A 24,797-nucleotide genomic window follows, 5' to 3' on the forward strand; every position below is an offset into this window, starting at 1 on the left:
ATGCTAAAATTCGGTAATATTTTTGATTATCGAATTAACTAGAGGTTATATGAAACTTTCCCCTCGCCGCCGTGCAAGAGAGTGTGCTGTTCAAGCATTATATTCTTGGGCAATTTCGCAAAATAGCGTAGAACAAATCGAATTAGTTTTCCAAACCGATAATTTTGCGTCTGAAGATCCAGGAAGTACAGGTCAAGTGGATCGCACATTATTTACTCGTTTATTACGTGGCACTGTGGCAAATATTGAAGAGATTGATGCTTCACTTCGTCCGTTTTTAGATCGTAACGAAGAAAATGTTGATTTAATTGAGCGTAGTATTTTACGTATGGCGGCTTATGAATTACATTTTGAACAAGATACCCCATACAAAGTGGTGATTAACGAAGCGATTGAAGTAGCAAAAGCATTCGGTTCAGACGACAGTCACAAATACATCAACGGAATCTTAGATAAATTAGCACCAGCACTTGGACGGAAATAATTTATCTACTTATTTTAAAGCGAGCAAAGTCTCGCTTTTTTTCATTTTGAGAATAATTATTTGAGAGAACAAAATGGGCGAATTTGATCTGATCAAGCGGTATTTTTCGCGAAAAAGTTTGCAAAATGATGTGAGCTTATCGGTAGGAGATGATTGTGCGATTACTAGCATTCCATCAGGCTACCAACTTGCGATTACCACAGATACCTTGGTGGAAGGCACGCATTTCTTACCTTCGATTTCTCCTGCTGATTTAGCTTATAAAAGCGTTGCGGTAAACTTAAGCGACTTAGCCGCGATGGGAGCAACGCCTACTTGGATGTCGCTTGCACTCACCTTACCCGAAATCAAAGAAGCGTGGTTAGCTGAATTTAGCCAAAGCTTGTTTGCCATTTTAGATCGCTATAGCGTGAGTTTAATTGGTGGCGATACCACTAAAGGCCCGCTTTCGATTACCCTTACTGCTCAAGGTTTTTTGCCTGAAAATCAAGGTTTATTCCGCCACCAAGCCAAAGTGGGCGATTGGATCTTTGTTTCTGGCTTTTTGGGTGATAGTGCGGCAGGGCTCGATTTACTTTTACAAAATCGCAAAATAGAGAACGAATCTGACCGCTATTTCATTCAACGCCATCTGCACCCAACGCCTCGTGTCGAACTCGGTTTAGCCCTTCGCTCATTTTCTTGCTGTGCATTGGATATTTCTGATGGATTACTTGCTGATCTGGGGCATATTTTAGAACGTAGTCAAGTTGGCGCGGAAATTTATCTTGAAAATCTACCGCTTTCACGCCATTTATGCACCCAATACGAACAAACACAAGCGGAAAAATTTGCTTTAACGGGGGGCGAAGATTATGAACTTTGCTTTACTGTCAGCGAAGAAAAACGCGAAGAGATGGAGCAAGTTTTACGTTCGCAAGGGATAAAAGTAACCTGCATCGGTCAAATTCTCCCTGAAACAAGCGGTTTAAATTTACTTAAAAATGGCAAAAAAATAGCTTTACCTACTCATATTGGTTTTGACCATTTTAGCTAAAGCAAAGGAAAAGGAATGGATAAAAAAATTAACTTAAAAAATCCCGTACATTTTTTAGCAGTCGGATTCGGCTCAGGCTTATTAAAGCCTGCACCTGGCACTTGGGGGACATTAGCTGGCTTAATCCTCTCCATTGAGCTTTGGAATATAACCCAATCAAACCTATTTTTTATTTTTCTCGCCGTTACTTCTTTTATTCTTGGCTGCTATCTTTGCCAAAAAACGAGCAATGATTTAGGGGTACACGATGATGGAAGAATAGTTTTGGATGAAATTGTCGCCATATTTTTAATGTTCGCCTTTTTACCTGAATATAATTGGCTTGCTTATACTCTTACTTTTATAAGCTTCCGCATTTTTGATATTTTAAAACCTTATCCAATTCGTTATTTTGATGAAAAATTAGAAAGTGGCTTAGGTATTATGGTAGATGATATTCTTGCCGCTATTTTTGCTTTAATTTCATTACATTTGATTTATTGGATAATGTAATATGCTGACGATTTTATTGATTCATTTAGTTGGCTTGGCAAGCCCAGGACCCGATTTCTTTTATGTAGTTCGCCAATCCGCAAGCCACTCAACCAGTGCAGGCATTTTAGCTTCGGTTGGAATTGCAATGGGGATTATCTTTTGGGCAGCTTTTGCAATTTTCGGCTTAGCATGGTTAAAACATAGCGTAGGAAATGTGTTGCAATATGCAATTATGTTATTAGGTGGTAGCTATTTAGCTTATTTAGGCTCGAAAATGGTTAGGGTGAAAGATAATGCAAAATTTAGTGAAGAAAAGACTGTTTTATTAGAATTAAACCCCATCATAGAAATTCGTAAAGGTTTAATGATCAACATAATGAATGCTAAAGCGGGCGTTTATTTTACTAGCGTTATTTCCGCATTTTTAGACCAATTTACTGAAACTTATCAGCTTTTTGAATTGCTGTTTTTATTTGTTTTTTCAACCTTTATCTATTTCTATTCAGTCGCACTATTATTTTCGCGTAAACCAATTCGCAAATTTTATGCAAAAAACAGCCGCTATATTGATAATATTGCTGGAGTAATATTTATTGGATTCGGATTAAAATTGATTTATGAAGGGATAATGTATTTAACGGTAATTTTATAGAATAATGGGCGCTATACACGCCCATTTTTATTTTCTACAATTTTTTCTCAGGAAAAATAAGTGATGCAATCACACCAATAAATAACACACCTAAAACAACAAATAAGCTAGTGTTTGGCGAAATATGGAAACCCGTATCGAATACGGCGTGGTTCCAAGATTGAACTCCCATTTTAAAACCGATAAAGAATAATAATGAAATCACTGACTTTTCTAAATGCACTAAATATTTTGTAAGCGCTGCCAAAATAAAATAGAGGCTACGCAAACCAAGAATAGCAAAAATCATCGCTGCATAAACTAAGAGCGGTTCTTGTGTTACGGCAATCACGGCAGGCACAGAGTCAAACGCAAAAGCAACATCGGAGGTTTCAATTGCGATTAAACATAAAAATGCAGGCGTTGCATAACGTAAGCCTTTGCGGGTTACATTTGCAAGCTCTTCCACTTTTAATTCGGCGTGTTTAACGAAGAAGTTATAGCCGTGTAGTTTTGGTAAAACAGGCATTATTTTTCCAACCCAACGTACGCTCCAGTGATTAGTATAATCTTCAATTTCTTCTTCTGCCTCGTCTTTAGTAGCCAGCATTTTCCAGCCACTCCAGAGTACGAACAACGCGAAAATGAAGCCAACCCACGGGCTTGCCGCGAATAAGCCTGTACCAAGCACTACGAAAATCGCACGGAATACTAATGCCCCTAAAATGCCCCAATATAAGATGCGATGTTGCAATTTACCTGTAATACCAAACGAGGCAAAAATAGCCACAAAGACCATTAAGTTATCAATCGATAAACTTTTTTCTAAAACATAGCCTGCTAAATATAAATCCGCCCAAGAAGCATCAAAACGAATATATAAATAAACGTAAAATGCAACAGCTAATGAAATCCAAAATAACGACCACATTGCCGCATTTTTTACTGTAATTTCTTCGCTATTTTTATGGGCAACTAAATCCATATAAATAGAAAAAAAAATCACCGTAAAAAAGACAATAATTGTTTCTAAAGGAAAACCAAAGTGTGCCATATAACCTACAAAAAAATAAAAATTAAACTAAATGATCGATATTGTTAAATTCAACTAATTCCACCTTGCCATTTTCAACTTTGGCAATATTGATGGCGGTATTCATCACGAATTTGTGTTTCTCTTCATCACGACATTCCGACCAATGCAAGCCTTTTAACACTGCAGTTAAAACAGTTAAGGTCATTCCATGTGCGACAATCAACACATTTTCGTTATCTTTGTGCAATTCGGCAATTTGGTTGAATACCTTAAATACACGCTGATAAAGCTGTTCATAGGTTTCACCGCCATTTTCCAGTGCTTTATATTCAGCTGGTGTTTTTTTCATTACCCAATATTCATCATTCTCATATAAATCGACCGATTTCATCCCTTCCCAAATGCCGAAATCAAATTCATTCAAGCCCCAATGATGAAAGTGCGGAACATTTTGCGTTTCATTTTCCGCCAGAATATAATTTGCCGTGTCTTGAGCTCGTTTTTGCATACTGGAATAGGCTGCAGAAAATTGAACCGCTTTTAACGCTTGCCCTGCTTTTTTCGCCCCCTCAATGCCCTCTTCAACCAAAGGCGAATCTCCCGAGCCTTGCAAGCGCCCTTCAATATTCCACACGGTTTTGCCGTGCCGAATTAAATAAATATTTAGTGCCATCCCCATTTCCTTTAAAATAGCCCAAAAAAGAGTCGGGATTATAACATGAATTTGCATTTTACTCTCTGCCTGCAACATCAGGATTTTGTGATTATCAACAAACCTGCAGGCATCAGCGTGCACAAAGATCAACAAGCGGTCGGATTAACAGAATTAGTTGCCAAACAGCTAGGTGTGGAGCAAGTTTGGCTCGTGCATCGGTTAGATAAAATTACCTCGGGCTTGCTCATTCTAGCCTTAAATAAAGAGGCGGCTGCAAATTTCTATACGCTGTTTGAACAACATAAAATTCAAAAAACCTATTGGGCGATTAGCGATAAAAAACCGAAAAAGAAACAGGGCAAAATTGTGGGCGATATGCAAAAATCGAGAAATGGGACGTGGAAGCTCTGCTACAGTAAAGAAAATCCTGCGATTACGCAATTTAGCTCGCATTCTATTGAACCACCACTTCGCTATTTTATTTTGCAACCCAAAACAGGCAAAACGCACCAATTACGCGTTGCAATGAAAAGTTTGGGCAGTCCGATTCTAGGCGATAGTTTGTATTCTGGTTCAGAATCGGATCGTGTTTACCTACACGCCTATCAGCTTGAATTTGATTATCAAAATGAGCATTTTTGCGTGCAAGCCTTGCCTGAAAGCGGTCAAATTTGGCAGAAAGTTTGTAAACTTAAAGTGGAGAAATAGAGTATAATTCACGCGTTTTTATAACAAATAAAGCAACAATAGAGGCAATTATGGGCTTATTTGAAGCTATTTTAATTATTATTTTATTGATTTTAACCAGTACGGTGATTTCATTATCTGAAATTTCACTTGCTGGTGCCAGACGCTTAAAACTTCAAGCGATGGCAAATTCGGGCGACTTACGTGCTGAAAGAGTGATGAAATTGCAGGAACAACCTGGACGATTTATTACAGTGGTGCAAATTGGGTTGAATATGGTTGCTATTCTTGGAGGTGTTGTGGGAGAAAGTGCAATCAATCCCTATTTCAGCCAGCTTTTTAGAGAGTATTCCGATGCTGCTTGGGTTGATTCTGCGGCTTCTTGGACCGCCTTTTTACTCGTGACATCTGCATTCGTATTATTTGCAGATTTAATGCCAAAACGCATCGCAATGACTTATCCAGAGCAAGTGGCTGTTCGCACAATCCGAGTAATGAGTTTTGCGATCATTCTGTTTAAACCTATTGTGATGTTTTTTGACTGGATCGCTAACTCGCTCTTCCGTCTATTTGGTGTTTCAACCGTTCGCCAAGAAAATATGACCGCCGAAGATATTGTGGCAGTCGTTGATGCGGGTGCTAAAGCGGGCGTGTTGAATACGCACGAACATTATTTGATTGAAAACGTATTTGAAATGCAAGAACGCCGTGTCACTTCAACAATGACCACACGTGAAAATATCATTTTTTTAGATCGCACCGATAACAAAGAGCAAGTGCTCCAAACGCTTGGCGAAGATCCGCACTCTAAATTGCTGATTTGCGATAATGGCTTAGATAAAATTTTAGGCTATGTTGAATCGCACAATTTGCTCACGCAATATCTTAAAAATGAGAACGTCTCGCTTACCGATCAACGCTTATTGCGTAAAACCATTTTTATTCCAGATACGCTTTCACTTTACGAAGTGTTGGAGCTGTTTAAATCAGCAGGCGAAGATTTTGCCGTGATTGTGAATGAATATGCCCTCGTGGTCGGCATTATCACGCTTAACGATGTAATGAGTATTGTAATGGGCGAATTAGTTTCCACCGAAGAAGAGCAAATTGTCCGTCGTGATGAAGATTCGTGGCTGATCGATGGTGCGACTCCGCTTGAAGATGTGATGCGCGCCTTAGAAATTGAGGAATTTCCACACGCTGAAAATTACGAAACCATTGGCGGATTTATGATGTATATGCTCCGCAAAATTCCGAAAAAAACCGATTTTGTGCTGTATGATCAATATAAATTTGAAATTATCGACACCGAGAATTTTAAAATTGACCAGTTGATGGTGTCGTTTAGAAAAGATATTAAAACAGAATAATAATGATGTTTTATACAGTTTATGATAGACTAGATATTCTTAAGTAGTAAGATTTTAAATTAATTTCTTCGGTATTCACTACTGCCCTCCCCTACCCCTCTTTGCTAAAGAGGGGGATTTTCTTTATATAAAAGAAATATCGACGGTATTATTCTTAATCTAAAAGTATAGCAATAGGGCTTTATTATTCAGAGACCTAATCCCTTCTTTAGCAAAGAGGGGTAGGAGAGATTTGGCAGACAGAGAAAACGGGGCTCATAAAAGCTTTCATGCTCAAATAAACAGGAACGCTATGATTGGTCGATTACACGGTAAAATTATTGAAAAGCAACCGCCTGAAATGGTGTTAGATGTACAAGGCATAGGCTATGAAATCCTATTGCCAATGACCAGTTTCTACGATTTACCACAATTGGGCGAAGAAACCACCATTTTTACACATCTTGTCGTTCGCGAAGATGCACATTTACTCTTTGGCTTTGCCCAAAAACAAGATAGAACCTTATTTCGTGAACTCATCAAAACCAATGGCGTTGGTCCAAAACTTGCCCTTGCTATTTTGTCTGCAATGTCTGTTTCTCAGTTTGTAAATGCGGTTGAGAATGAAGAATTAGCAAAACTGACTAAAATCCCTGGCATCGGGCGTAAAACGGCAGAACGCTTATTGGTTGAGCTTAAAGGTAAGTTTAAAGGAATGGCACAGGGCGATTTCTTCATTGAAAAATCACACGATCAAATTGAGGTAAATTCACAAACTGATCCAGCCGATGAGGCTCGTGATGCCTTGATTGCTCTTGGCTACAAACCTGCTGATGCAGAGAAAATGATTAAGAAAGTCAATAAAGCTGGGGCAACTAGCGAACAATTAATTCGTGAAGCCTTGAAAAATTCTCTTTAATAGATTGCGAATAAAATAAAAATGATTGAAGCCGATAGAATAATTAGCGCCTCACCCAAAAAAGAAGAGGAAGTGATTGACCGTGCTATTCGCCCGAAATTGCTAGCAGATTATGTTGGGCAGCCTTCGGTGCGGGAGCAAATGGATATTTTTATTCAAGCTGCCAAATTGCGAAATGAAGCCTTAGACCACCTTTTGATTTTTGGACCACCAGGTTTAGGCAAAACCACGCTTGCCAATATTGTGGCAAACGAAATGGGCGTGAATATTCGTACCACCTCTGGCCCCGTACTTGAAAAAGCAGGTGATTTAGCCGCAATGCTCACCAACCTTGAGCCTTATGATGTGCTTTTTATCGACGAAATCCACCGCTTGTCGCCTGCGATTGAAGAGGTGCTTTACCCCGCGATGGAAGATTATCAGCTTGATATTATGATTGGCGAAGGCCCCGCTGCTCGCTCAATTAAGCTTGATTTACCGCCATTTACCTTAGTCGGTGCAACCACAAGAGCGGGGTCTTTAACTTCACCATTACGTGACCGTTTTGGGATTGTGCAACGCCTTGAGTTCTATTCGGTAGAAGATTTAACTTCTATCGTACAACGTAGTGCTGAGTGCTTAAATTTAGACTTATCAGCAAATGGGGCTCACGAAATTGCTCGCCGTTCACGTGGTACCCCACGTATTGCGAACCGCTTACTTCGCCGAGTAAGAGATTATGCGGATGTTCGCAATAACGGCATTATCAGCTCAGAAATTGCTAAACAAGCACTTTCAATGCTTGATGTGGATTCTGAAGGCTTTGATTTTATGGACATCAAACTTTTACAAGCCATTGTGGAACGTTTTGATGGTGGACCTGTTGGTTTAGATAACCTCGCTGCTGCGATTGGCGAAGAGCGTGATACCATTGAAGATGTGCTAGAACCTTACCTAATCCAACAAGGCTTCTTGCAACGCACTCCACGTGGACGAATCGCAACACAAAGAACTTATGAGCATTTGAAGAGATTTTTATCTTCTTACTAAAACAAAGCCACGCAAATGCGTGGCTATTTTTCAATTTAACGTTATTTATTTCGTTTCTTCTCAATCGTTTCTAGCAACTGATTGATTTCTGCATTCGCAAAAATCTCTTCAATCGTATGGCTGAGTTTACGTCGCCAGTTTGGATACTCCATACTCGTTCCAGGAATATTTACTGGTTCAAGCATATTCAACCAATCTTCAGGCTGTGAGCCGAATAATGCACTATTGGTGTCTGCCACATAAGCTTGTAGTTGATGCGTGAATGCTTGGCTTACGCCTGCATCAGTATTCGCAAGTTCTTGCACATTTTCGACCGCTTGGCGGATTTTTGCTTTTGTCTCTTCGCGGCCCTGTTTGAGAATATTCAGCACTTTTTCACTTGGATAAACCCCAAACTGCTCGCCTAAATCAAAGTCGTAGCCTTTCCAATAGCCTTGCACTGTTGGTAAGTCGTGTGTACTCAACGTGGTCATTGCTTGGTATGGATAGTTCTCTAGCGGTTTACTTCCATTTGCATCCATTTCAAAATAAAAGATGTTATAAGCTAAAATACCTTTTTCTTCCAATTTTTCGAGCATACCTTTCGGCACAGTGCCTAATGCTTCAGCAATGATTAAACATTGGTGGCGTTGGCTTTCAAGAGCCAGAATCGCAAGTAAATCATCTAATGGATAACGCACATAAGCACCGTTTTTGGCAGAGTCTCCTTTTGCTACCCACCACATACGCGCTAAACCTAAAATATGATCAATCCGCAATGCACCACAATCTTTCATATTGGCACGTAATAAATTGATAAACGGTTGATAACCGCGTGCTTGTAACACTTCTGGATGCATTGGCGATAAGCCCCAGTTTTGTCCGTTTGGTGCCATAATATCTGGAGGCGCGCCCACAGAAGCATCCAATACAAACAACTCTTTATCTGCCCAAGTTTCTGCACCGTTATCCGCCACGCCTACAGCTAAATCGCGGTAAAAGCCAACAGGCATTCCTAGCTCTTTCGCCAATAAATTGCATTGTTGTAATTGCTGTTGTGCAACAAATTGCAACCACATATAAAAACGCACTAAATCGCTTTGTTCTGCTTGGAATTGAGCTACTGCTGGCGAATGGTAATCGTGATATTGTTCTGCCCAGAAATTCCAGCCCCATTGTTCGCTAAATTGAGCAGAGAGCCAACTATGCAATGCATCAAACGTACCTTGGATTTTCAACGCTTCACCATTTTGAGCGATAAATTGCTCGAAAGCAGTCTGATCTTGACTACAAAATGCAAAATAGGCTAAACGTAAGCCGTGCAATTTCAAGCTCATTACTTGCGTGTAATCGACATAATCTTTCGCTCGCTGTTCAGCTAATTGGCGTTGTGTTTCCGCATCATTAAACCACGTTTGAGCTTCTGCTGATTTTTGGAATGCCTCAATCGCATTCACATCAATATAGACGATATTCATCCACAAACGTGAAGATGGGCTGTAAGGGCTTGCCCCTTCTGCATTCGCTGGGAAAAGTGCGTGAATTGGATTAAGACCGACAAAATCCCCACCTTTTTCAGCTACTTTGGTTAAGAATGCTTTGAGATCAGTGAAATCACCAATCCCCCAGTTTTGTTCAGAACGTAAGGTATAAAGCTGTAAAATCGCACCCCATAATTTCTGATGAGCTTGCAACGCTTTGGGTTGGAACGCGGTTTCTGGTGTTACAATCACACGGCAATGATACGCTGCTGTTGCGGTGTGAAGAGAAAGCTCGTGATAGCCTAGAGGTAAATTATTCGGCAAGTTGATCGCATTGCGTTTCACTTTACCCGCAAGCACCTCGCCATTTTCAAGCGTAAGTTGCCAGTGTGCCTGCAAATCCTGATTGCTGTTTGCAATATGCAGTGGAATATAGACCGCTTGTCCTGCCTTTACCACTTTAACAAGCGGTAGAATTTGACGACTTTTTGGCGAGCCAAGGCGTTTCGCGATTTTTTGGTAAACTTCCGGGCTTGCATAGCGACGGCGACCGTATTCATCGAAGAAATAAGTGTTTAAATAAGGGTGAGTTTGTTTCATTTGCTTTTCCTAAATATAAATATATCGTACCGTAGAGTGTGTGAAACGAAGCTTCACACATACAAGCGGTTTATTTTTCAAAAGCAGAATCAACATTCTGCCTTTAAACTTTATCTATTATTTTTTTATGCTGTTTTTCGCTTTTTTAATATTCGCTTTCGGCTGTTTTTCATCGTAAACAATGGTTTTTACGCATAATTGAATAATTTGATCTGAACCATTGCGGATATATTCATCATCACGTACTTGGTTGTTTTTTTGCAAGTCGTGCATTGCATCATCAATCCCTTGGATCATACTTGGCTTATGCAACAACCCCCAACAACTTGGATCAAGATAATTCACTTTTTGTTGGAAAGCATCGGCAAAAATCACACCGCTATTATAGGCATATTCTTTGTGATCGACTAAACGGTTGATGGTTAAGGCTTGAATTTGCTCAATCGGCATTGGTACACGGTTGTAATACCAATTTGTCACACCTTGAGTAAATTGAGCAATATCGTAATCTTTGGTAACACGATCTTTATAGGTTTGTCCTGTTACGCTATAAGCAATGGCATAAGATTTTTGATCGAGTTCAGTTTCACTTAAACGTGGTAATGTCGTGTTTTTATTGGAACACGCAGCAAGGAAACCAACTGTGCAAATTAAAAAGATTTTTACAAGGTTTTTCATTTTTACTCCTGATTTCTTTTTTGGAAATATTAAAACTGATACAATTCTACCCGAAATAAAATATTTTTGCTTGAGGATTGAATGAAACAGTATCTTGATTTGTGTAATCGTATCGTGAATGAAGGCAAATGGGTAGCCAATGAACGTACTGGTAAGCGTTGTTTAACAGTAATTAACGCTGATTTAATCTACAATGTTGAAAATGGCGAATTTCCGCTTGTCACCACCCGCCGTAGTTTCTGGAAAGCGGCTATTGCTGAACTATTGGGCTATATTCGTGGTTACAGTAATGCTGCCGATTTCCGTGCCTTAGGCACAAAATCTTGGGATGCTAATGCTAACGAAAATACAGCTTGGCTTAATAACCCGTATCGAAAAGGCGAAGATGATATGGGGTTAGTTTATGGAGCAATTGGACGTAACTTCCCAAAACCTAATGGCGGTTCTGTCGATCTGCTTCGTCAAATTGTCGATGATTTAAAACGCGGTATTGATAATCGTGGCGAAATTTATACTTTCTATCATCCTGGTGCGTTTGATTTAGGTTGCCTACGCCCTTGCTTGCATAGCCATCACTTCTCACTTTTAGATGGCAAACTCTACTTAAATAGTACACAACGTTCTGCCGACGTGCCACTTGGATTAAACTGGAATATGATCCAATGCTACACTTTCCTTGCATTGATGGCACAAATTACAGGACATGAAGCAGGACAAGCGTTCCACAAAATTGTGAATGCGCATATTTACGAAGATCAGCTCGAGCTTATGCGTGATGTGCAACTTAAACGAGAACCACTTTCTGCACCGAAGTTAACTATTAATCCAGATATTAAATCTCTCGAAGATTTAGAAACTTGGGTTACACTTGATGATTTCAAAGTGCAAGGTTATGAATATCATCCGAGCATTCAATATCCGTTTTCAGTGTAAATAAAATCAGAGGCTTGAGCAATATCAAAGGTGCTAGCCTCTTTTATCTTTTTCATACTCATAAAATCATTTTTTTGGTACACTTAACGCACTTTTAGTATTTATTTTTGGAATAGATTATGTCGGAAAAGAAAAAAGGTTTTTGGTCTTGGTTGGGCTTTGGGAAAAAAGAAGAAGTTAAAGAACAAGTTTCGCAAGAACAAACCATTGAAACAGATTCGCAAAACCTTGCAGAAAATGCACCGCTTATTAAAGAAGAAAAGCAAAAGGTTGTAGAAAAACACGAAACAGTAAGCGAATTTATTGAGCAGAAATTAGATGAAGCAAAGCATTTTGTTGAAGAAAAACTAGATGCTGCAGAGCATATTATTGATGAGCTAGAAGAGAAAATTGAGCAATCTTTCGAAGAAGAAAAAGAAGAGAGCGTGGCGATTGTTGATACGGCTCATCACGATTCGAATGAGACTTTACAAGCGGTTGAAATTGCAGATGAAGTTGCCACAACAGTTAAGACACCTGAAGAAAATGAAGCCGTTGAGGAAACTCAACTTGAACCAGAGCAAGCGGTCGAAATTCCTGAAGAGATTGCAGAAAGAGCCACAGAAACCGAAACGGTAACAGAAGAAACCCAAGATGAGTATCAAGAAAAACCTGCGAATAAAACAGGCTTTTTCAACCGTTTAATTCAAGGGTTAATTAAAACCAAGCAAAATATTGGTTCGGGCTTCTTAAGCTTTTTCCGCGGTAAAAAAATTGATGATGAGCTGTTTGAAGAGTTGGAAGAGCAGCTTTTGATTTCGGATCTTGGTATGCCAACTACCACAAAAATCATCAATAACTTAACCCAACACGCTACCAAACAACAACTTAAAGATGCGGAGTTGCTCTATCAGCAATTAAAACTTGAGCTTGCCGATGTGCTAAAACCAGTAGCTCAACCACTTGAAATTGATACTACTAAAAAACCGTATGTGATTTTGATGGTGGGTGTGAATGGTGTGGGTAAAACCACCACTATTGGTAAATTAGCGAAAAAATTCCAAGATGAAGGCAAATCTGTGATGCTTGCGGCTGGTGATACTTTCCGTGCGGCAGCGGTTGAACAGCTTCAAGTTTGGGGTGAACGTAACCATATTCCAGTGATTGCACAATCTAGCGGTTCAGACTCAGCTTCTGTGATTTTTGATGCAATGCAATCTGCTTCTGCAAGAAATATTGATGTGTTGATTGCCGATACCGCAGGACGTTTACAAAATAAAAATCACTTGATGGATGAGTTGAAAAAAATCGTGCGTGTGATGAAAAAATATGATGAAACCGCACCGCACGAAATTATGCTCACCTTAGATGCTGGCACGGGACAAAATGCGATTAGTCAAGCGAAACTCTTTAACGAAGCCGTTGGTTTAACGGGCATTACGCTCACTAAATTAGATGGTACCGCAAAAGGTGGGGTTATTTTCGCCATCGCTGATCAATTTAATATTCCGATTCGTTTTATTGGGGTAGGCGAGAAAATTGAAGATTTGCGTCCGTTTAATTCGGAAGAGTTTATCGAAGCCCTATTTAGTCACGAAGATGTAAAATAGTTGCATCATATCCATATAATAAAGGCAAAACAATGATCAAATTTAGCAATGTCAATAAGGTCTATAAAGGGAACAAGGCTGCGCTGCAAGGCATTAGCTTTCACATTCCAAAAGGCGGAATGGCGTATCTTACAGGGCATTCTGGTGCAGGGAAAAGTACGTTATTGAAACTAATTATGGGCATTGAACGTGCTAATGGCGGGAATATTGAGTTTAATGGCTATGATATTACTCGCCTTGCCTCACACGAGTTACCGTTTTTACGTCGCCAAATTGGAATGGTGCACCAAGATTATCGCTTGCTAACAGATAGAAGTATTTTAGATAATGTGGCATTACCATTGATTATTCAGGGAATGAGCCAACAAATTGTCGAACGTGAAGCAAGATTAGCCCTTGCTCGCGTGGGGCTAGCGGGCAAAGAAAACTACTTCCCACATCATCTTTCTGGTGGAGAACAGCAACGCGTAGATATTGCTCGTGCAATTGTGCACCGTCCAATTTTACTGCTTGCCGATGAACCAACGGGCAACTTAGATGAAAAACTCTCCTTTGAGATTTTCCGCCTGTTTGAAGAGTTTAATCAGCAAGGCACGACAGTGATTGTGGCAACTCACGACACCAATATCATTGCAAAACGCCCCAAACCTTGCCTTGTGTTAGAACAAGGGCATCTACAAACGAATTAAGCAAAAGGACTGAAAATGGCTTCTTTATTGAATACGCGATTAGGTGCACAAACTCGATATATCTTGCGAGCAGTTTGGCAAGATTTAATGCAACGCAAGCTAGGCACGTTTTTAACAATATTGGTAATTGCAGCATCGCTGACGATTCCAACCGTCAGCTATCTATTATGGAAAAATATCAACCACGCCGAGACAGAATTTTATCCTGAGCCTGAATTAACCATTTATCTCAACAAAAATCTGTCAGATAACGAAGCCAATATTGTCGTAGAAAAAATTCGTCAATTCGAAACCGATAAAATTGAACATCTGGATTTTATCTCACGTCAACAGAGCTTAGAAGATTTCCAAGCGTGGTCTGGTTTTGCCGAAGCCTTAGATATTATCGAGGATAACCCGCTTCCAGCTGTAGTGGTACTTAAACCGAAAAAAGCCTTTGCCAACAATGATGAAATGCTGACACTTCGTAACGGTTTGCAAAATATCAAAGGTGTGCAAGAAGTGCGATTAGATAACGGTTGGTTAGAAAAATTAACCGCTTTAACTTGGCTTTTCGCACGTATTGGCACACTTTTTACGTTATTGATGATGATCGCCGTCTTTTTAGTCATTGGCAATGTAGTACGTACCGATGTGGCAAATAGCCGTGCTTCCATTGAAGTGCAACAACTTTTAGGTGCAACCGATCACTTTATCGCCCGCCCATTTTTGTACAAAGGTATGATTTACGGTTTCCTAGGAAGTTTACTGGCACTCTTATTTAGCACTGTCATCATTAGCTATTTAGTTGGCGTTGTAAAATATGTGACGGATATGTTCACCGTGAAATTTGAACTAACAGGCTTAGATTTCAGTGAAATCTTTTTAATTATCGTGATGTGTATTTTTATTGGTTGGGTTGCGGCGAATATTGCTACGAATAAGCATATTATTGCTCTTGGTAGAAGATAATTACCCACATCATTAAATATAAAGAGTTACTAATATCAATAAATATTAGCAACTCTTTTTTTCTACTTAATTTTGGAAAGAAACAATTAAATCACATAATCTTCTTTCAGCATATGGCGATAAGCATAGAGATAAGAAACGCCTACGAATGCAGCCTCAAACAGATTGGCAAGCCCTGCCCAATCGGCAGGAATTCCACTGACAACTTTTAAATATGTCATATAACCGAAAAAAATAATAAAACGGCAGAAAATAATCTGCCGTTATACTCACTCAAAAGATCTTATATATTATGCAAAGGCTTGTAATTCTGGATTAATTGGTGTTTCAGCCAAATTATTCACATAGTTACAAAGCGTTGCGAGGCTTACACCTAACACCACATCAATCGCTTGTTCTTGCGTATAACCTGCGGCAAAAAATGCGTTTAATTGTGCTTCAGTTAATTTCGCTTTTTGTAAAATCACACCAAGCGTGAAGCGTGCTAAAGTATCTAATTTGCTATCGCTTTCAATGCGTGCTGTTGCACGGATTTGATTCACCAATTCTTCTTCTAATTTCAACACTTTTAATGCGATTTTGGTGTGTCCTGCCACACAGAAACCACAACCATTGACTACTGCAGCGGTAATCTGTACCACTTCACGCTCAGTTGCGGTTAAGCTATTGCGACCGTTAATTCCGCCCACGGTACGATAGGTTTCTAATGCGGTTGGTGCATTCGCGAGCACGCCAATTAAATTAGGAATAAAACCGTTTGCATTTTTAACGGCTGTTAATGCTTCTTTTGCAGCTTCTGGTGCGGTATCGATAGTGTGAATTTGGAATTGTGACATAATTTTTCCTCAAATGATGTTGTTTTTGTTGAAGCCGATAATACGAAGATTTTTCCTAAAAGAAAAAGAAGTAAAAAGCACGTGATAGATGAAAAAGTTATAAATAAAGTCTGATTACGATATAATAAGCACATTGCAAGAAAGTTTAAAAATTTGACCGCTTAATGCTTAACTTCGTTGTGCTAGGTTAGATAAGTGGCAAAATCAATAGGAATAAAATGGGCTTACTTCAACTTTTATTTAGCTTTAAAGGGCGTTTAAATCGACAAGGTTTTTGGGCCGGAATTAGCATTAACTTTGCGTTTTTATTTATTGTGGTAAACTTTTTTACCTATTCGACCGCTTTTAACCCGATAATGCTTTTCCCACTAGGGGGAAGTCTGTATAGTGTTCTCACTATTGCAGTGAAACGCTTACACGATAGAAATCGCTCAGGTAAACACGCATTTATTTTAGTTGTGCCAATGATTTGCTATTTCATTGCTCCGCTTGCAGGCGAAACGAACGCGTGGTTGCTTGGCTTATTGATGCCGATGCTCATTTGCACGATTGTCTTTTTAGAATGGGGCTTTTTCTCCAGCTTTCCACAAGTAAACCAATATGGTGAGCAGGGATTATCGTTGAAATTAAAATAGCTTTTGAAATTAAAAACAAAAATTATGACCGAACAAATTAAATTAAATTATCACAAAACCAAATTCTTAACCTCCGCCCCTGATATACGCCATTTGCCTGAAGACAGTGGCATTGAAATCGCTTTTGCTGGGCGTTCAAATGCAGGGAAATCAACCTCACTTAACGCCTTAACCAACCAAAAGAACTTGGCTCGTACCTCAAAAACACCAGGGCGAACGCAGTTAATTAACCTTTTTGAAGTGGAACCAAACTGCAAATTAGTCGATTTACCAGGTTATGGCTACGCAGCCGTGCCTGAGCAGATGAAAATTCAGTGGCAAAAAGCGTTGGGTGAATACTTACAAAAGCGTGAATGCTTGCGTGGCGTTGTCATTTTAATGGATATTCGCCATCCGCTTAAAGATTTAGACCAACAGATGATCGAATGGGCGGTTTCAGCAAAATTACCCGTGTTATTACTGCTGACCAAAGCCGATAAACTCAGCCAATCTGAACGTAGCAAAACGGTCAAGATGGTGCGTGAAGCGATTTTACCTTTCCAAGGCGATGTGCAAGTAGAAGCTTACTCCGCATTAAAACGCCTCGGTATTGACAAATTATCAAGCAAATTAGACCGCTGGTTTGCACCAGCATTTGAGATTTCAGCAGCAGAATAGGAGGACTGAAATGTACAACTTAACCGAATTACGTCAAGAAACCGATGAAATTATCGAGAACTTATTAGCGGATGGCTCAGATCCTGAAGCACTTTATATCATCGAACACCACGTGGCTCACGACGATTTTGATAAGCTTGAAAAATTGGTAGTAGATGCTTACAAACTGGGCTATGAAATTTCAGAAGCAGAAGAAGTGGAAGAGGATGGCAAAGTATTCTTTGTGTGTGATATTGTGAGTGAAATCAACTTAAATGCGGATTTAATCACGGCTCAACAAAAAGAATTACTCCCTCTAATCGAAAAAGCAGGAGCTGAATATGAAGGTTGGGGCACGTATTTTGAAGATCCAAATGGCGAAGACGATGAATACGGAGATGACGGCGAATTTTTCGAAGATCAGGATGAAGATTTTGACTTTGACGAAGAAGAGATTGTGCGTCATTAGTCTATAAGCTTCACTCTTTATGGCTTAAACCCTGATAATAAAAGGGTTTAAGCCAATCTAATAGACCAAATCAAACTACCTTTCTTATGCTAAAATAACTTTCGAATCTTACTAAAAATCTGACCGCTTGTAGAAAGCGATTGATTTCTTTAGATGATTTACCAATAATTTGGAAAAGTCTAGCAGAAGAGAAGTATATGCAAACCGAATCCACCAGTTCGCTTTACCACAAAGCGATTATCTTTATGATTTCCGCCTATTTTAGCATTACGTTAATGAACGTATTTGTGAAAACAGCCTCTGACACGATGCCTGCGAGCGAAACTCTTTTCGCTCGCTTTTTAATCGGCTTACTGTTTTTGTTGCCTTTCATGATTAAGGATCGAGATTTCAAAGTCGAAATGAGCCAGTGGAAATTTTTGGTGCTGCGTAACTTGGCTGGCGTAGGCAGTATGCTGATTAACTTCTATGTGGTGAAATTTTTACCACTTTCGATTTCAGTGTTATTGATGAACACCTCGGCACTATTCGTACCGATTTTATTGCTCTTTTTCCGTGAAAAAACACCGCTTAACGTGTTGGAACTAAGCTTGATGGGCTTTGCCGGTGTGTCGATAATTCTGCTTTCTAACCAAAATGGTTCATTTGAACCGATTTATGTGTTAATTGGCCTAGGTGGAGCGGTGTTGGCTGCGATGGCGTTTATTAGCTTACAAGAGTTGAACAAACATAATTCACCGAAAAATATTGTGTTCTACTTCCATTTAATCGGCACATTGCTGTTGCCGATGTTCTTTATTCATCAATGGAAAATGCCTGATTTGTATGAATTGGGTTTATTGCTGTTGGTGGGCGGATTTGGCTTGGTTTTCCAACTTCTTCTTACCCGAGCTTTCAAACACGCACCAGCAAATGTGATTGCACCTTTTGCGTTTATGGGCGTGATTTTTTCAAGTGTTTTTGACTGGCTGATTTGGGATCACGCACCGAATGCATTCTTCTGGATTGGGGCAGTAGTGATTGTGGTTTCCGTAAGTTGGTTGGCAAAAGTGCGAAAAGCAAAATAAAGAGAGATTTTATGACCAGAATTAACCTTGTTCCCCCTGCCGAACTTTGCGATCAACATCTATTGGCGGAACATCGAGAATTAACACGAATTCCAAATGCGGTTGCGAAAGGAAAATTTAGCTTAAAAGGACAACCAGACGATTATAAATTAGGCGAAGGACACGTACGATTTTTCTTTAATAAACTGGCATTTTTAAAACAACGCTACGATTTATTGCACGGAGAGTGCCTTGCTCGTGGTTTTAATGTGCAATATTTTTGGGATAATGAACTGCCTGATGATCCTAGTCTTTGGCAAAATTATTCGCCCACGGAAAATGCTTTGGCATTAAACCGTGAGCGAATTGCATTACGTATGCCTGCAAAGGCAAGGTTTACCACAAGAAAGTGAATCAAACCAGGAATAATGGCATAGTAGACCAAATTTTATCTACTATGCTTTCTTTTAGACTTTGCTTTCGTAGCAGATTTAATATTAGTTTCAACTTTAGATGCTTGTATTTTTTTCCGCTAAAATTGGGTGAATATACCCAAGAATTTCTAAACTTTGACAAACAGATTCGCATAATCCAGCAACATCATAATCATCATCAATAAGTTTCTCATTATTGTTCAGATCCTTGTATTCATTTTCAATTAAATATTGTTTTAATGAATTTTCCAATTCAGCTTTGGTTTTAGGTTTTACCATTTCTAGCATCATATAAAATTGGATTTGATTAAGATTACTAATAGTTCTATTATACATATCTCCAAACCCAATATAATGACTACCTTCTTTTTCTAACATTGTTGAAACATAGCGAATGAAACGCTCAGGCACATAGCTTTGATTATCTTTAAATACGTATGTTTTATATGGTGTTAAAAAAGCATTTACGTACTTTAAGATAGTAGCCAGCAATATTGAAGAATAGATTTCATTTTCTGTTATATCTGAAAATTCTTCATTGTTTGCTACATAACTTTTAATATCTTCAATGGTAAACTTTTCAACCTCAAAAATAAATCGTTCAATTAAATGAACCAATTTTTGAGAATTAATAACACTTGCTAAGTTGTTTTCTTTATTTGCATTTACAAAAGTAAGCTTATCTAATCTTTCTTTTGGTATTTCTTCTGTGCGATTAATCATATTTTGTAAATGAGCATGACATATCAGGCTTCTTCTAAATGCAACATCATAAATATAATCAATACATTGCTCACGAGCTACGTAATCGCTTGATGCAAGATTTAGCAACATTTCACGTAAATCTTTAGCCATCCAAGAAATAAAGGAAAGTTGAAAATCTGTATCTCCAATATAAGATAGTTGATGTTGATTTACGCTATCAACAAATTCATTTAAATAGAGAGGGTGATTATATTGCTCTAAATACTCATGAGCGACATAATGTTCATCTTTACCTTGAATCTCATCAAAATGGATAACTCTAGAACTATTTTTTCCTTTTTCTGAATCAACGGTTTTAATCGCATCTGAAAATAGTTTTAGAACTGCTTTTCCTCGATATGTTTTTTCTGCTAATGAAAGATCAGCTGTATGCTTATTAGTAAATAACATAATATCACGAGCAATTTCGCGGTTTTTCCAACCAGGATAAGTATTATAAGAAATATAAGCAATACCATTTTCGGATAAATTATCTCGACAAATATCTAAAATCTTAGATTTCACTTCATCTGGCACCCAAGAATAAATACCATGCACAATAATATAATCGAACAGCCCAAAATCTGGAGTAATATCTAAAATATTCTTTATTTCTAAACGGACATTTTTTAAGTCCATTAATTTGATAATTTCATTACCTTGGTTAATTTGGCTTTCTGATAAGTCAATACCAATAAATTCCGTTTCTGGGTAATAAATAGCTTGAGAAATTAAATTTCCACCAAAAGAACAGCCTAGCTCTAACACTTTAGCGCCGTTTATTTTGGGTGGATTCAAGCCCCATAGAAAAGAGTTTCCTTCTAAAAAAGCGATACTCGTAAAAGAAAAAGGTTTTGAATAATATCTTAATTCATCATAGCTATTATTTGTTTGATGAGATTGATTTTCTTTATTTGCCATATTAAGTCCTATATTTATATGCAGATTTCATAAATTGAAGAATTATAAGAGATTTGTCGTATAAAGAATAGTAGAACTAATTATAAAACATGCCCCTTCCCTGCAAATACACATCAATCCTTTCTCCAATATTAAGCTCTAGCATATAACCTATTTCAATCCAAATTTCATAGTGATTTATCGCAATTTGAACAGCAGTCGTTCTGCCTCTAAACTCAATGTTTTGCACGATGGCTTCAAAAGTCGAGACCGTACAAGCGGTACTATTTTGCGAAATATTGACCAAACTGAATTGTTCTGGACGAAGCAAAATTTGACCGCTTGTCGCATCACTATGCGTAGACTGAATAGGTACACATCCAAGCTGGCATTGCACCATATTTTTATCAATCCTATGGGCAGGCAAGACAATGCTTTCGCCTATAAATTTTGCCGTTTCAAGATGATTAGGCGACCAATAAAGCGAGCAAGGTGTGTCGATTTGTAAAATTTTACCTTGCTGAATAATGGCGATTTTATCAGCGTAGCGTAAGGCTTCATCACGGTCGTGGGTAACAAAGATGGCGGAAGCACCGCTTTGGCGAAGTGCTTGGAGCATTTCTTGGCGAATCTGTTGGCGGAGATGTTCGTCCAAGGCACTAAACGGTTCATCCAGTAAAATTAATTCTGGGTTAGGAGCAAGTGCTCGAGCAAGAGCGACACGTTGTTGTTGTCCGCCAGAAAGTTGATGCGGAAAGCGTTCGGCTAATTCACTGATCCCCGTGAGTTTCATCGCTTGTTCGATACGGGCACGCTCTTCTATGGTCTTGCCCTTGCCATTTCCCAAGCCATAAGCAATATTGCGATACACATTTAGATGCGGGAACAGCACGCCCTCTTGCACCACATAACCAAGATGTCGTTGTTGCGTTGGTAGATTGCAATTCTCGCCAAAAATTAACCGCTCTTTGAGCCAAATTTCGCCGTTGGTCGGCTGCTCAAAGCCAGCAATGGAGCGTAACAACGTGGTTTTTCCACAGCCAGAAGCACCGAGCAAAAAGAGCATTTCACCCCGTGCTAAGGTCAGAGAAATATCGTTCAACACTTGCTGTTCGCCAAAAAATTTATTTAGATTTTTGATGGTGAGTAATGTCTCTTTCATTCTATTTAAATGCATATTTTTTTAACAAAAACACAGGAATACCCGAAAAAAGTATCAACATCAACGCATAAGGTGTGGCAGCAGCATATTGGGCATCGCTGGTATATTCCCATACCGCGGTGGATAAGGTTTTAATATCATTCGGTGTAAGTAAAAGTGTGGCGGTCAATTCTTTCATCAAATTTAAAAAGACCAACGCAAAGGCGGCGGCAATCCCAGGCAGCATCGCAGGCAGAGTGAGCGTTCGGAAAATATAAAACGGACTCCGTCCGAGGCTTTGCCCAACTTTTTCGATATTATCGGAAAGCTGCTCCAAAGAAGCACGAAGCGTAGTTTGAGCCATCGGCAGATAGAGCATAAAATAAGCAACAATCATTACCAAGAAAGTTTGATAAATGGCATTAGCGTAGTTTATCGTAAAATAAACTAGCGATAATGCGATTACCAAGCCTGGCACAGCGTGAAGCAAGTAAGGTAAACGGTCAATCCAGACGGTTAATTTACTACTATAACGAACGGCAGCCCAAACTAGCGGCAATGCACAAATCACGGTAAGCAGTGCCCCCAAGCCTGAAATCGTCAACGAATGGTTGAAAGCTGCAAAAAATTCTGAAAAATCGACCGCTCTTTCGCGTGAATTTCCTACAATCAGCCAGTAGATAAGCATCATCACAGGAACACCGATGCTCAACATAAAAATGCAGGAAAAGAACGCAAAAGTAATACATTGTTTTCCAAATGAAAGCTTTTTAACAGAATAAGGTCGTGTAACGCCTTTACCGCTGTTGTATAGTGTTTGTTTGCCACGGAAAAAGATTTCACCAAATACGATAATAGTACAAATTGCCATTAACACTGCAGAAAGCAAGGCTGCCGAACTGTTATTAAACGACATTTCATACTCTTGGAAAATCGCGGTAGTAAAGGTTTCATAATTGAGAATCGACACCGCACCAAATTCGACCAACATATGTAAGGCAATCAGTAATATACTGCTACCAATAGCGGGTTTAAGTTGCGGGAAAATGGCATGCCAGAAGGTGTAAGTTGGGCTTTTGCCAAGAGAAAGACTGACTTCTTCTAACGAACGATCAAGTCTCTTTAAAGTCGCAGAAACAGGCAGATAAGCCAGCGGAAAAGAACTGAGCGTCATAATGCCAATCGTGCCCCAAAAGCCTTCTACCCGAAAGGTTAAGCTAATCCACGTAAAGCAGCTGACAAAGGCGGGAATGCAGAGTGGCAAGCTCATTGCTACTTCAAAAAAGGCTTTGCCGAAAAAACGGTAACGCTCAAGTAAAAAAGCACAAAGCGTACCAAGTGAAATAGCACCAATAGTTACACAAACCATTAAAAGCATTGTGTTACTTAATAATTCAGCTATTCGAGGACGAAACAATAGTTCAACACTTCGCGTTAATCCCACTTCTGTCGCACGTAAAATGACATACAGAAACGGCAAACATAACGGAAGCCCGATTAAGATAATAAGTAAAGTGAGCCAGAATGGCGGTCTGCGAGGCAAAGTTAAATCCTTGTAGGAATGTGAACCCTCAGTTCACGCACGCAAGCGGTTAGTTTTGGAGGAGAATTGTAAACGCGTGCGTGAATTTTTTCAAATCCACGCACGCAATATTGGGATTATTTCAATCCAGCTTCTTCAATTAATTTGGTCGCATGCTCTTTATCTTGAGCTGTCGTTGCAGATACAACTGGAGCTTCTAATTTAGCATAAGGTTCAAGATTAAATGGTGACACCACATCGGTGCGTAACGGATATTCTGCACGCACTGCCACTAATGCTTCTTGACCTTTTTTACTCGCTAAGAAATCAACAAATTTTTGTGCTTCAGCTTGATTTTTAGAAGCTTTCAATACCGCTGCACCTGAATAGCTAACTAACGCACCCGGATCTTGGTGGCGAACAAAATAAAGACGGCTTTTTAGATTTTCCACGCCTTTTTCTTTTGCTAGGTTATACCAATAATAGTTATTAATTAACGCAGCAGGTACTTCGCCATTTTCGACCGCTTGTAATGCCACACTATTTTTAGCGTAAAGTTTTCCGTTCTCTTTTAAACCTTTTAACCAATTCAGTGCAACTTTGTCCCCTTTCATTTTGCTTAAAGCGACAACTTGCTCTAAAAACGCACCTGAAGTTGGCACATAGCCGATTTTATCTTTCCATTTTGGGGTCGCATAATCAAGCACTGATTTTTCCATATCTTTTTCAGATAATTTAGTGTGATCGTAAACCACTACGCGAGAACGACCACTTAATGCAACCCAGTCTTTTTTCGGTGCAAGTGGTACGCCTTTTTGTGCGGTTTGTTTAATGGTTTGTTCTGAAATTGGTGCTAAAAGCCCTGCTTCAGAAAGATCGGCAAAAGTCGCTGTTTGTTCAGTATAGAAAACATCGGCTGGTGTTTTATCACCTTCTTCTTTTAATTGACCCGCAAGTTGTGCACTTTTCCCGCTATTGAGCGTAACTTTAATGCCTGTTTCCTGTTCAAAGGCTTTAGCTACAGCAGCTGCGGCTTCTTTGTGCTGACCATTATAAACAGTGATATCAGCGAAGCTGCTGGCAGAAAAAGTAAGTGCTGCAAGTGCGGCAAGTTTGAAGTGTTTAAATTGCATAAGAGAAATCTCCTTTTTCGATTGACTATTTTTTGATGAATTGATCTGTCTTTATTTTATTCCTAATAAAATTAAAATGCAAATAATTCTTAATTGATAAT

Annotated in this window: 27 protein-coding genes; 17 read left to right on the plus strand and 10 right to left on the minus strand. The window is 39.1% G+C overall.

Annotated features, from left to right (window positions below):
* Positions 1–49: 49 nt before the first annotated feature.
* From nusB to B0184_RS01675, 4 genes are all read left to right on the plus strand, one after another.
* Positions 50–484, plus strand: a complete 435-nt coding sequence (nusB, locus tag B0184_RS01660) for a transcription antitermination factor NusB (RefSeq protein WP_005710253.1) — start codon at positions 50–52, stop codon at positions 482–484.
* 73 nt (positions 485–557) lie between these two features.
* Positions 558–1,520: a thiamine-phosphate kinase gene (thiL, locus tag B0184_RS01665; protein ID WP_005710177.1), complete on the plus strand. Its 963-nt coding sequence runs from the start codon at positions 558–560 to the stop codon at positions 1,518–1,520.
* A gap of 15 nt (positions 1,521–1,535) precedes the next feature.
* The gene (locus B0184_RS01670; RefSeq protein WP_005710164.1) at positions 1,536–2,012 is read left to right on the plus strand and encodes a phosphatidylglycerophosphatase A family protein; all 477 of its coding nucleotides are present in this window, start codon (positions 1,536–1,538) and stop codon (positions 2,010–2,012) included.
* Position 2,013: 1 nt separating this feature from the next.
* Positions 2,014–2,646 (plus strand): LysE family transporter, encoded by a 633-nt coding sequence (locus B0184_RS01675; RefSeq protein ID WP_005710149.1) that lies wholly within the window; start codon positions 2,014–2,016, stop codon positions 2,644–2,646.
* Positions 2,647–2,680: 34 nt separating this feature from the next.
* On the opposite strand, the gene B0184_RS01680 is transcribed toward B0184_RS01675, so the two are convergent.
* Positions 2,681–3,679, minus strand: coding sequence for a TerC/Alx family metal homeostasis membrane protein (locus tag B0184_RS01680; protein ID WP_005710194.1), 999 nt, complete (start codon positions 3,677–3,679; stop codon positions 2,681–2,683).
* Between the two features lie 22 nt (positions 3,680–3,701).
* On the minus strand, positions 3,702–4,334 hold the full coding sequence (locus B0184_RS01685; RefSeq protein WP_005710316.1) for a histidine phosphatase family protein: 633 nt from the start codon (positions 4,332–4,334) through the stop codon (positions 3,702–3,704).
* Positions 4,335–4,379: 45 nt separating this feature from the next.
* Between B0184_RS01685 and B0184_RS01690 the strand changes: the two genes are divergently transcribed.
* The 4 genes from B0184_RS01690 to ruvB all read left to right on the plus strand — a co-directional run bounded on the left by B0184_RS01690 (position 4,380) and on the right by ruvB (position 8,300).
* Positions 4,380–5,024, plus strand: a complete 645-nt coding sequence (locus B0184_RS01690; RefSeq protein WP_005710258.1) for a TIGR01621 family pseudouridine synthase — start codon at positions 4,380–4,382, stop codon at positions 5,022–5,024.
* Positions 5,025–5,074: 50 nt separating this feature from the next.
* On the plus strand, positions 5,075–6,373 hold the full coding sequence (gene paeA / locus B0184_RS01695; protein ID WP_005710278.1) for a polyamine export protein PaeA: 1,299 nt from the start codon (positions 5,075–5,077) through the stop codon (positions 6,371–6,373).
* A gap of 292 nt (positions 6,374–6,665) precedes the next feature.
* Positions 6,666–7,271, plus strand: coding sequence for a Holliday junction branch migration protein RuvA (gene ruvA, locus B0184_RS01700; RefSeq protein ID WP_005710288.1), 606 nt, complete (start codon positions 6,666–6,668; stop codon positions 7,269–7,271).
* Between the two features lie 21 nt (positions 7,272–7,292).
* Positions 7,293–8,300, plus strand: coding sequence for a Holliday junction branch migration DNA helicase RuvB (gene ruvB, locus B0184_RS01705; RefSeq protein ID WP_005710201.1), 1,008 nt, complete (start codon positions 7,293–7,295; stop codon positions 8,298–8,300).
* Between the two features lie 41 nt (positions 8,301–8,341).
* On the opposite strand, the gene malQ is transcribed toward ruvB, so the two are convergent.
* Both malQ and B0184_RS01715 read right to left on the minus strand, forming a co-directional pair.
* Positions 8,342–10,360 (minus strand): 4-alpha-glucanotransferase, encoded by a 2,019-nt coding sequence (gene malQ, locus B0184_RS01710; RefSeq protein ID WP_005710277.1) that lies wholly within the window; start codon positions 10,358–10,360, stop codon positions 8,342–8,344.
* Positions 10,361–10,477: 117 nt separating this feature from the next.
* A complete protein-coding gene (locus B0184_RS01715; protein ID WP_005710241.1) occupies positions 10,478–11,038 on the minus strand; it encodes a hypothetical protein in 561 nt (186 codons plus the stop codon).
* An 81-nt stretch (positions 11,039–11,119) separates the two neighbouring features.
* On the opposite strand from B0184_RS01715, the gene B0184_RS01720 reads away from it, so the two are divergent.
* From B0184_RS01720 to ftsX, 4 genes are all read left to right on the plus strand, one after another.
* Positions 11,120–11,971, plus strand: a complete 852-nt coding sequence (locus tag B0184_RS01720; protein WP_005710311.1) for a thymidylate synthase — start codon at positions 11,120–11,122, stop codon at positions 11,969–11,971.
* 119 nt (positions 11,972–12,090) lie between these two features.
* Positions 12,091–13,560 carry a signal recognition particle-docking protein FtsY gene (gene ftsY, locus B0184_RS01725; RefSeq protein ID WP_005710323.1) on the plus strand — a complete coding sequence of 490 codons (1,470 nt, stop codon included), beginning with the start codon at positions 12,091–12,093 and terminating at the stop codon, positions 13,558–13,560.
* A 32-nt stretch (positions 13,561–13,592) separates the two neighbouring features.
* Positions 13,593–14,249 carry a cell division ATP-binding protein FtsE gene (gene ftsE, locus B0184_RS01730; protein WP_005710157.1) on the plus strand — a complete coding sequence of 219 codons (657 nt, stop codon included), beginning with the start codon at positions 13,593–13,595 and terminating at the stop codon, positions 14,247–14,249.
* A gap of 15 nt (positions 14,250–14,264) precedes the next feature.
* The gene (ftsX, locus tag B0184_RS01735; RefSeq protein ID WP_005710324.1) at positions 14,265–15,200 is read left to right on the plus strand and encodes a permease-like cell division protein FtsX; all 936 of its coding nucleotides are present in this window, start codon (positions 14,265–14,267) and stop codon (positions 15,198–15,200) included.
* An 86-nt stretch (positions 15,201–15,286) separates the two neighbouring features.
* On the opposite strand, the gene B0184_RS10780 is transcribed toward ftsX, so the two are convergent.
* Both B0184_RS10780 and B0184_RS01740 read right to left on the minus strand, forming a co-directional pair.
* Positions 15,287–15,421 carry a hypothetical protein gene (locus tag B0184_RS10780; RefSeq protein WP_005710254.1) on the minus strand — a complete coding sequence of 45 codons (135 nt, stop codon included), beginning with the start codon at positions 15,419–15,421 and terminating at the stop codon, positions 15,287–15,289.
* Positions 15,422–15,490: 69 nt separating this feature from the next.
* Complete coding sequence (locus tag B0184_RS01740) at positions 15,491–16,036, minus strand: carboxymuconolactone decarboxylase family protein (RefSeq protein WP_005710322.1); 546 nt, start codon at positions 16,034–16,036, stop codon at positions 15,491–15,493.
* Positions 16,037–16,254: 218 nt separating this feature from the next.
* On the opposite strand from B0184_RS01740, the gene B0184_RS01745 reads away from it, so the two are divergent.
* From B0184_RS01745 to B0184_RS01765, 5 genes are all read left to right on the plus strand, one after another.
* A complete protein-coding gene (locus B0184_RS01745; protein WP_005710275.1) occupies positions 16,255–16,671 on the plus strand; it encodes a DUF805 domain-containing protein in 417 nt (138 codons plus the stop codon).
* A gap of 24 nt (positions 16,672–16,695) precedes the next feature.
* A complete protein-coding gene (gene yihA / locus B0184_RS01750) occupies positions 16,696–17,328 on the plus strand; it encodes a ribosome biogenesis GTP-binding protein YihA/YsxC (RefSeq protein ID WP_005710227.1) in 633 nt (210 codons plus the stop codon).
* A 10-nt stretch (positions 17,329–17,338) separates the two neighbouring features.
* A complete protein-coding gene (gene rraB / locus B0184_RS01755) occupies positions 17,339–17,776 on the plus strand; it encodes a ribonuclease E inhibitor RraB (RefSeq protein WP_005710214.1) in 438 nt (145 codons plus the stop codon).
* A gap of 197 nt (positions 17,777–17,973) precedes the next feature.
* On the plus strand, positions 17,974–18,843 hold the full coding sequence (locus tag B0184_RS01760; protein WP_005710240.1) for a DMT family transporter: 870 nt from the start codon (positions 17,974–17,976) through the stop codon (positions 18,841–18,843).
* A gap of 11 nt (positions 18,844–18,854) precedes the next feature.
* On the plus strand, positions 18,855–19,235 hold the full coding sequence (locus tag B0184_RS01765; RefSeq protein ID WP_005710250.1) for a pyrimidine dimer DNA glycosylase/endonuclease V: 381 nt from the start codon (positions 18,855–18,857) through the stop codon (positions 19,233–19,235).
* Positions 19,236–19,331: 96 nt separating this feature from the next.
* Here B0184_RS01765 and B0184_RS01770 read toward each other — a convergent pair whose 3' ends face one another.
* The 4 genes from B0184_RS01770 to B0184_RS01785 all read right to left on the minus strand — a co-directional run bounded on the left by B0184_RS01770 (position 19,332) and on the right by B0184_RS01785 (position 24,696).
* On the minus strand, positions 19,332–20,921 hold the full coding sequence (locus tag B0184_RS01770; RefSeq protein ID WP_005710216.1) for a class I SAM-dependent methyltransferase: 1,590 nt from the start codon (positions 20,919–20,921) through the stop codon (positions 19,332–19,334).
* Positions 20,922–20,997: 76 nt separating this feature from the next.
* A complete protein-coding gene (locus tag B0184_RS01775) occupies positions 20,998–22,077 on the minus strand; it encodes an ABC transporter ATP-binding protein (protein ID WP_039851697.1) in 1,080 nt (359 codons plus the stop codon).
* On the minus strand, positions 22,064–23,584 hold the full coding sequence (locus tag B0184_RS01780; RefSeq protein WP_005710282.1) for an ABC transporter permease: 1,521 nt from the start codon (positions 23,582–23,584) through the stop codon (positions 22,064–22,066). The genes B0184_RS01775 and B0184_RS01780 overlap by 14 nt, the downstream gene beginning before the upstream one ends.
* A gap of 116 nt (positions 23,585–23,700) precedes the next feature.
* Positions 23,701–24,696 carry an iron ABC transporter substrate-binding protein gene (locus B0184_RS01785; protein ID WP_005710237.1) on the minus strand — a complete coding sequence of 332 codons (996 nt, stop codon included), beginning with the start codon at positions 24,694–24,696 and terminating at the stop codon, positions 23,701–23,703.
* Positions 24,697–24,797: the final 101 nt, after the last annotated feature.

It is taken from the genome of Haemophilus paraphrohaemolyticus (genome assembly GCF_002015045.1).
Lineage (GTDB): Bacteria > Pseudomonadota > Gammaproteobacteria > Enterobacterales > Pasteurellaceae > Haemophilus_A > Haemophilus_A paraphrohaemolyticus.

Excerpts from the sequence above, each read along its gene's own strand:
- paeA (WP_005710278.1), top strand. The coding sequence starts at position 5,075 with ATGGGCTTATTTGAAGCTATTTTAATTATTATTTTATTGATTTTAACC.
- B0184_RS01765 (WP_005710250.1), top strand. The coding sequence starts at position 18,855 with ATGACCAGAATTAACCTTGTTCCCCCTGCCGAACTTTGCGATCAACAT.
- B0184_RS01740 (WP_005710322.1), bottom strand. The coding sequence starts at position 16,036 with ATGTCACAATTCCAAATTCACACTATCGATACCGCACCAGAAGCTGCA.
- ftsY (WP_005710323.1), top strand. The coding sequence starts at position 12,091 with ATGTCGGAAAAGAAAAAAGGTTTTTGGTCTTGGTTGGGCTTTGGGAAA.
- B0184_RS01745 (WP_005710275.1), top strand. The coding sequence starts at position 16,255 with ATGGGCTTACTTCAACTTTTATTTAGCTTTAAAGGGCGTTTAAATCGA.
- B0184_RS01670 (WP_005710164.1), top strand. The coding sequence starts at position 1,536 with ATGGATAAAAAAATTAACTTAAAAAATCCCGTACATTTTTTAGCAGTC.
- B0184_RS10780 (WP_005710254.1), bottom strand. The coding sequence starts at position 15,421 with ATGACATATTTAAAAGTTGTCAGTGGAATTCCTGCCGATTGGGCAGGG.
- B0184_RS01680 (WP_005710194.1), bottom strand. The coding sequence starts at position 3,679 with ATGGCACACTTTGGTTTTCCTTTAGAAACAATTATTGTCTTTTTTACG.
- ftsE (WP_005710157.1), top strand. The coding sequence starts at position 13,593 with ATGATCAAATTTAGCAATGTCAATAAGGTCTATAAAGGGAACAAGGCT.
- nusB (WP_005710253.1), top strand. The coding sequence starts at position 50 with ATGAAACTTTCCCCTCGCCGCCGTGCAAGAGAGTGTGCTGTTCAAGCA.
- B0184_RS01690 (WP_005710258.1), top strand. The coding sequence starts at position 4,380 with ATGAATTTGCATTTTACTCTCTGCCTGCAACATCAGGATTTTGTGATT.
- B0184_RS01685 (WP_005710316.1), bottom strand. The coding sequence starts at position 4,334 with ATGGCACTAAATATTTATTTAATTCGGCACGGCAAAACCGTGTGGAAT.
- yihA (WP_005710227.1), top strand. The coding sequence starts at position 16,696 with ATGACCGAACAAATTAAATTAAATTATCACAAAACCAAATTCTTAACC.
- ftsX (WP_005710324.1), top strand. The coding sequence starts at position 14,265 with ATGGCTTCTTTATTGAATACGCGATTAGGTGCACAAACTCGATATATC.
- B0184_RS01760 (WP_005710240.1), top strand. The coding sequence starts at position 17,974 with ATGCAAACCGAATCCACCAGTTCGCTTTACCACAAAGCGATTATCTTT.
- malQ (WP_005710277.1), bottom strand. The coding sequence starts at position 10,360 with ATGAAACAAACTCACCCTTATTTAAACACTTATTTCTTCGATGAATAC.
- B0184_RS01720 (WP_005710311.1), top strand. The coding sequence starts at position 11,120 with ATGAAACAGTATCTTGATTTGTGTAATCGTATCGTGAATGAAGGCAAA.
- B0184_RS01675 (WP_005710149.1), top strand. The coding sequence starts at position 2,014 with ATGCTGACGATTTTATTGATTCATTTAGTTGGCTTGGCAAGCCCAGGA.
- B0184_RS01715 (WP_005710241.1), bottom strand. The coding sequence starts at position 11,038 with ATGAAAAACCTTGTAAAAATCTTTTTAATTTGCACAGTTGGTTTCCTT.
- B0184_RS01770 (WP_005710216.1), bottom strand. The coding sequence starts at position 20,921 with ATGGCAAATAAAGAAAATCAATCTCATCAAACAAATAATAGCTATGAT.
- B0184_RS01775 (WP_039851697.1), bottom strand. The coding sequence starts at position 22,077 with ATGCATTTAAATAGAATGAAAGAGACATTACTCACCATCAAAAATCTA.
- rraB (WP_005710214.1), top strand. The coding sequence starts at position 17,339 with ATGTACAACTTAACCGAATTACGTCAAGAAACCGATGAAATTATCGAG.
- thiL (WP_005710177.1), top strand. The coding sequence starts at position 558 with ATGGGCGAATTTGATCTGATCAAGCGGTATTTTTCGCGAAAAAGTTTG.
- ruvA (WP_005710288.1), top strand. The coding sequence starts at position 6,666 with ATGATTGGTCGATTACACGGTAAAATTATTGAAAAGCAACCGCCTGAA.
- B0184_RS01785 (WP_005710237.1), bottom strand. The coding sequence starts at position 24,696 with ATGCAATTTAAACACTTCAAACTTGCCGCACTTGCAGCACTTACTTTT.
- ruvB (WP_005710201.1), top strand. The coding sequence starts at position 7,293 with ATGATTGAAGCCGATAGAATAATTAGCGCCTCACCCAAAAAAGAAGAG.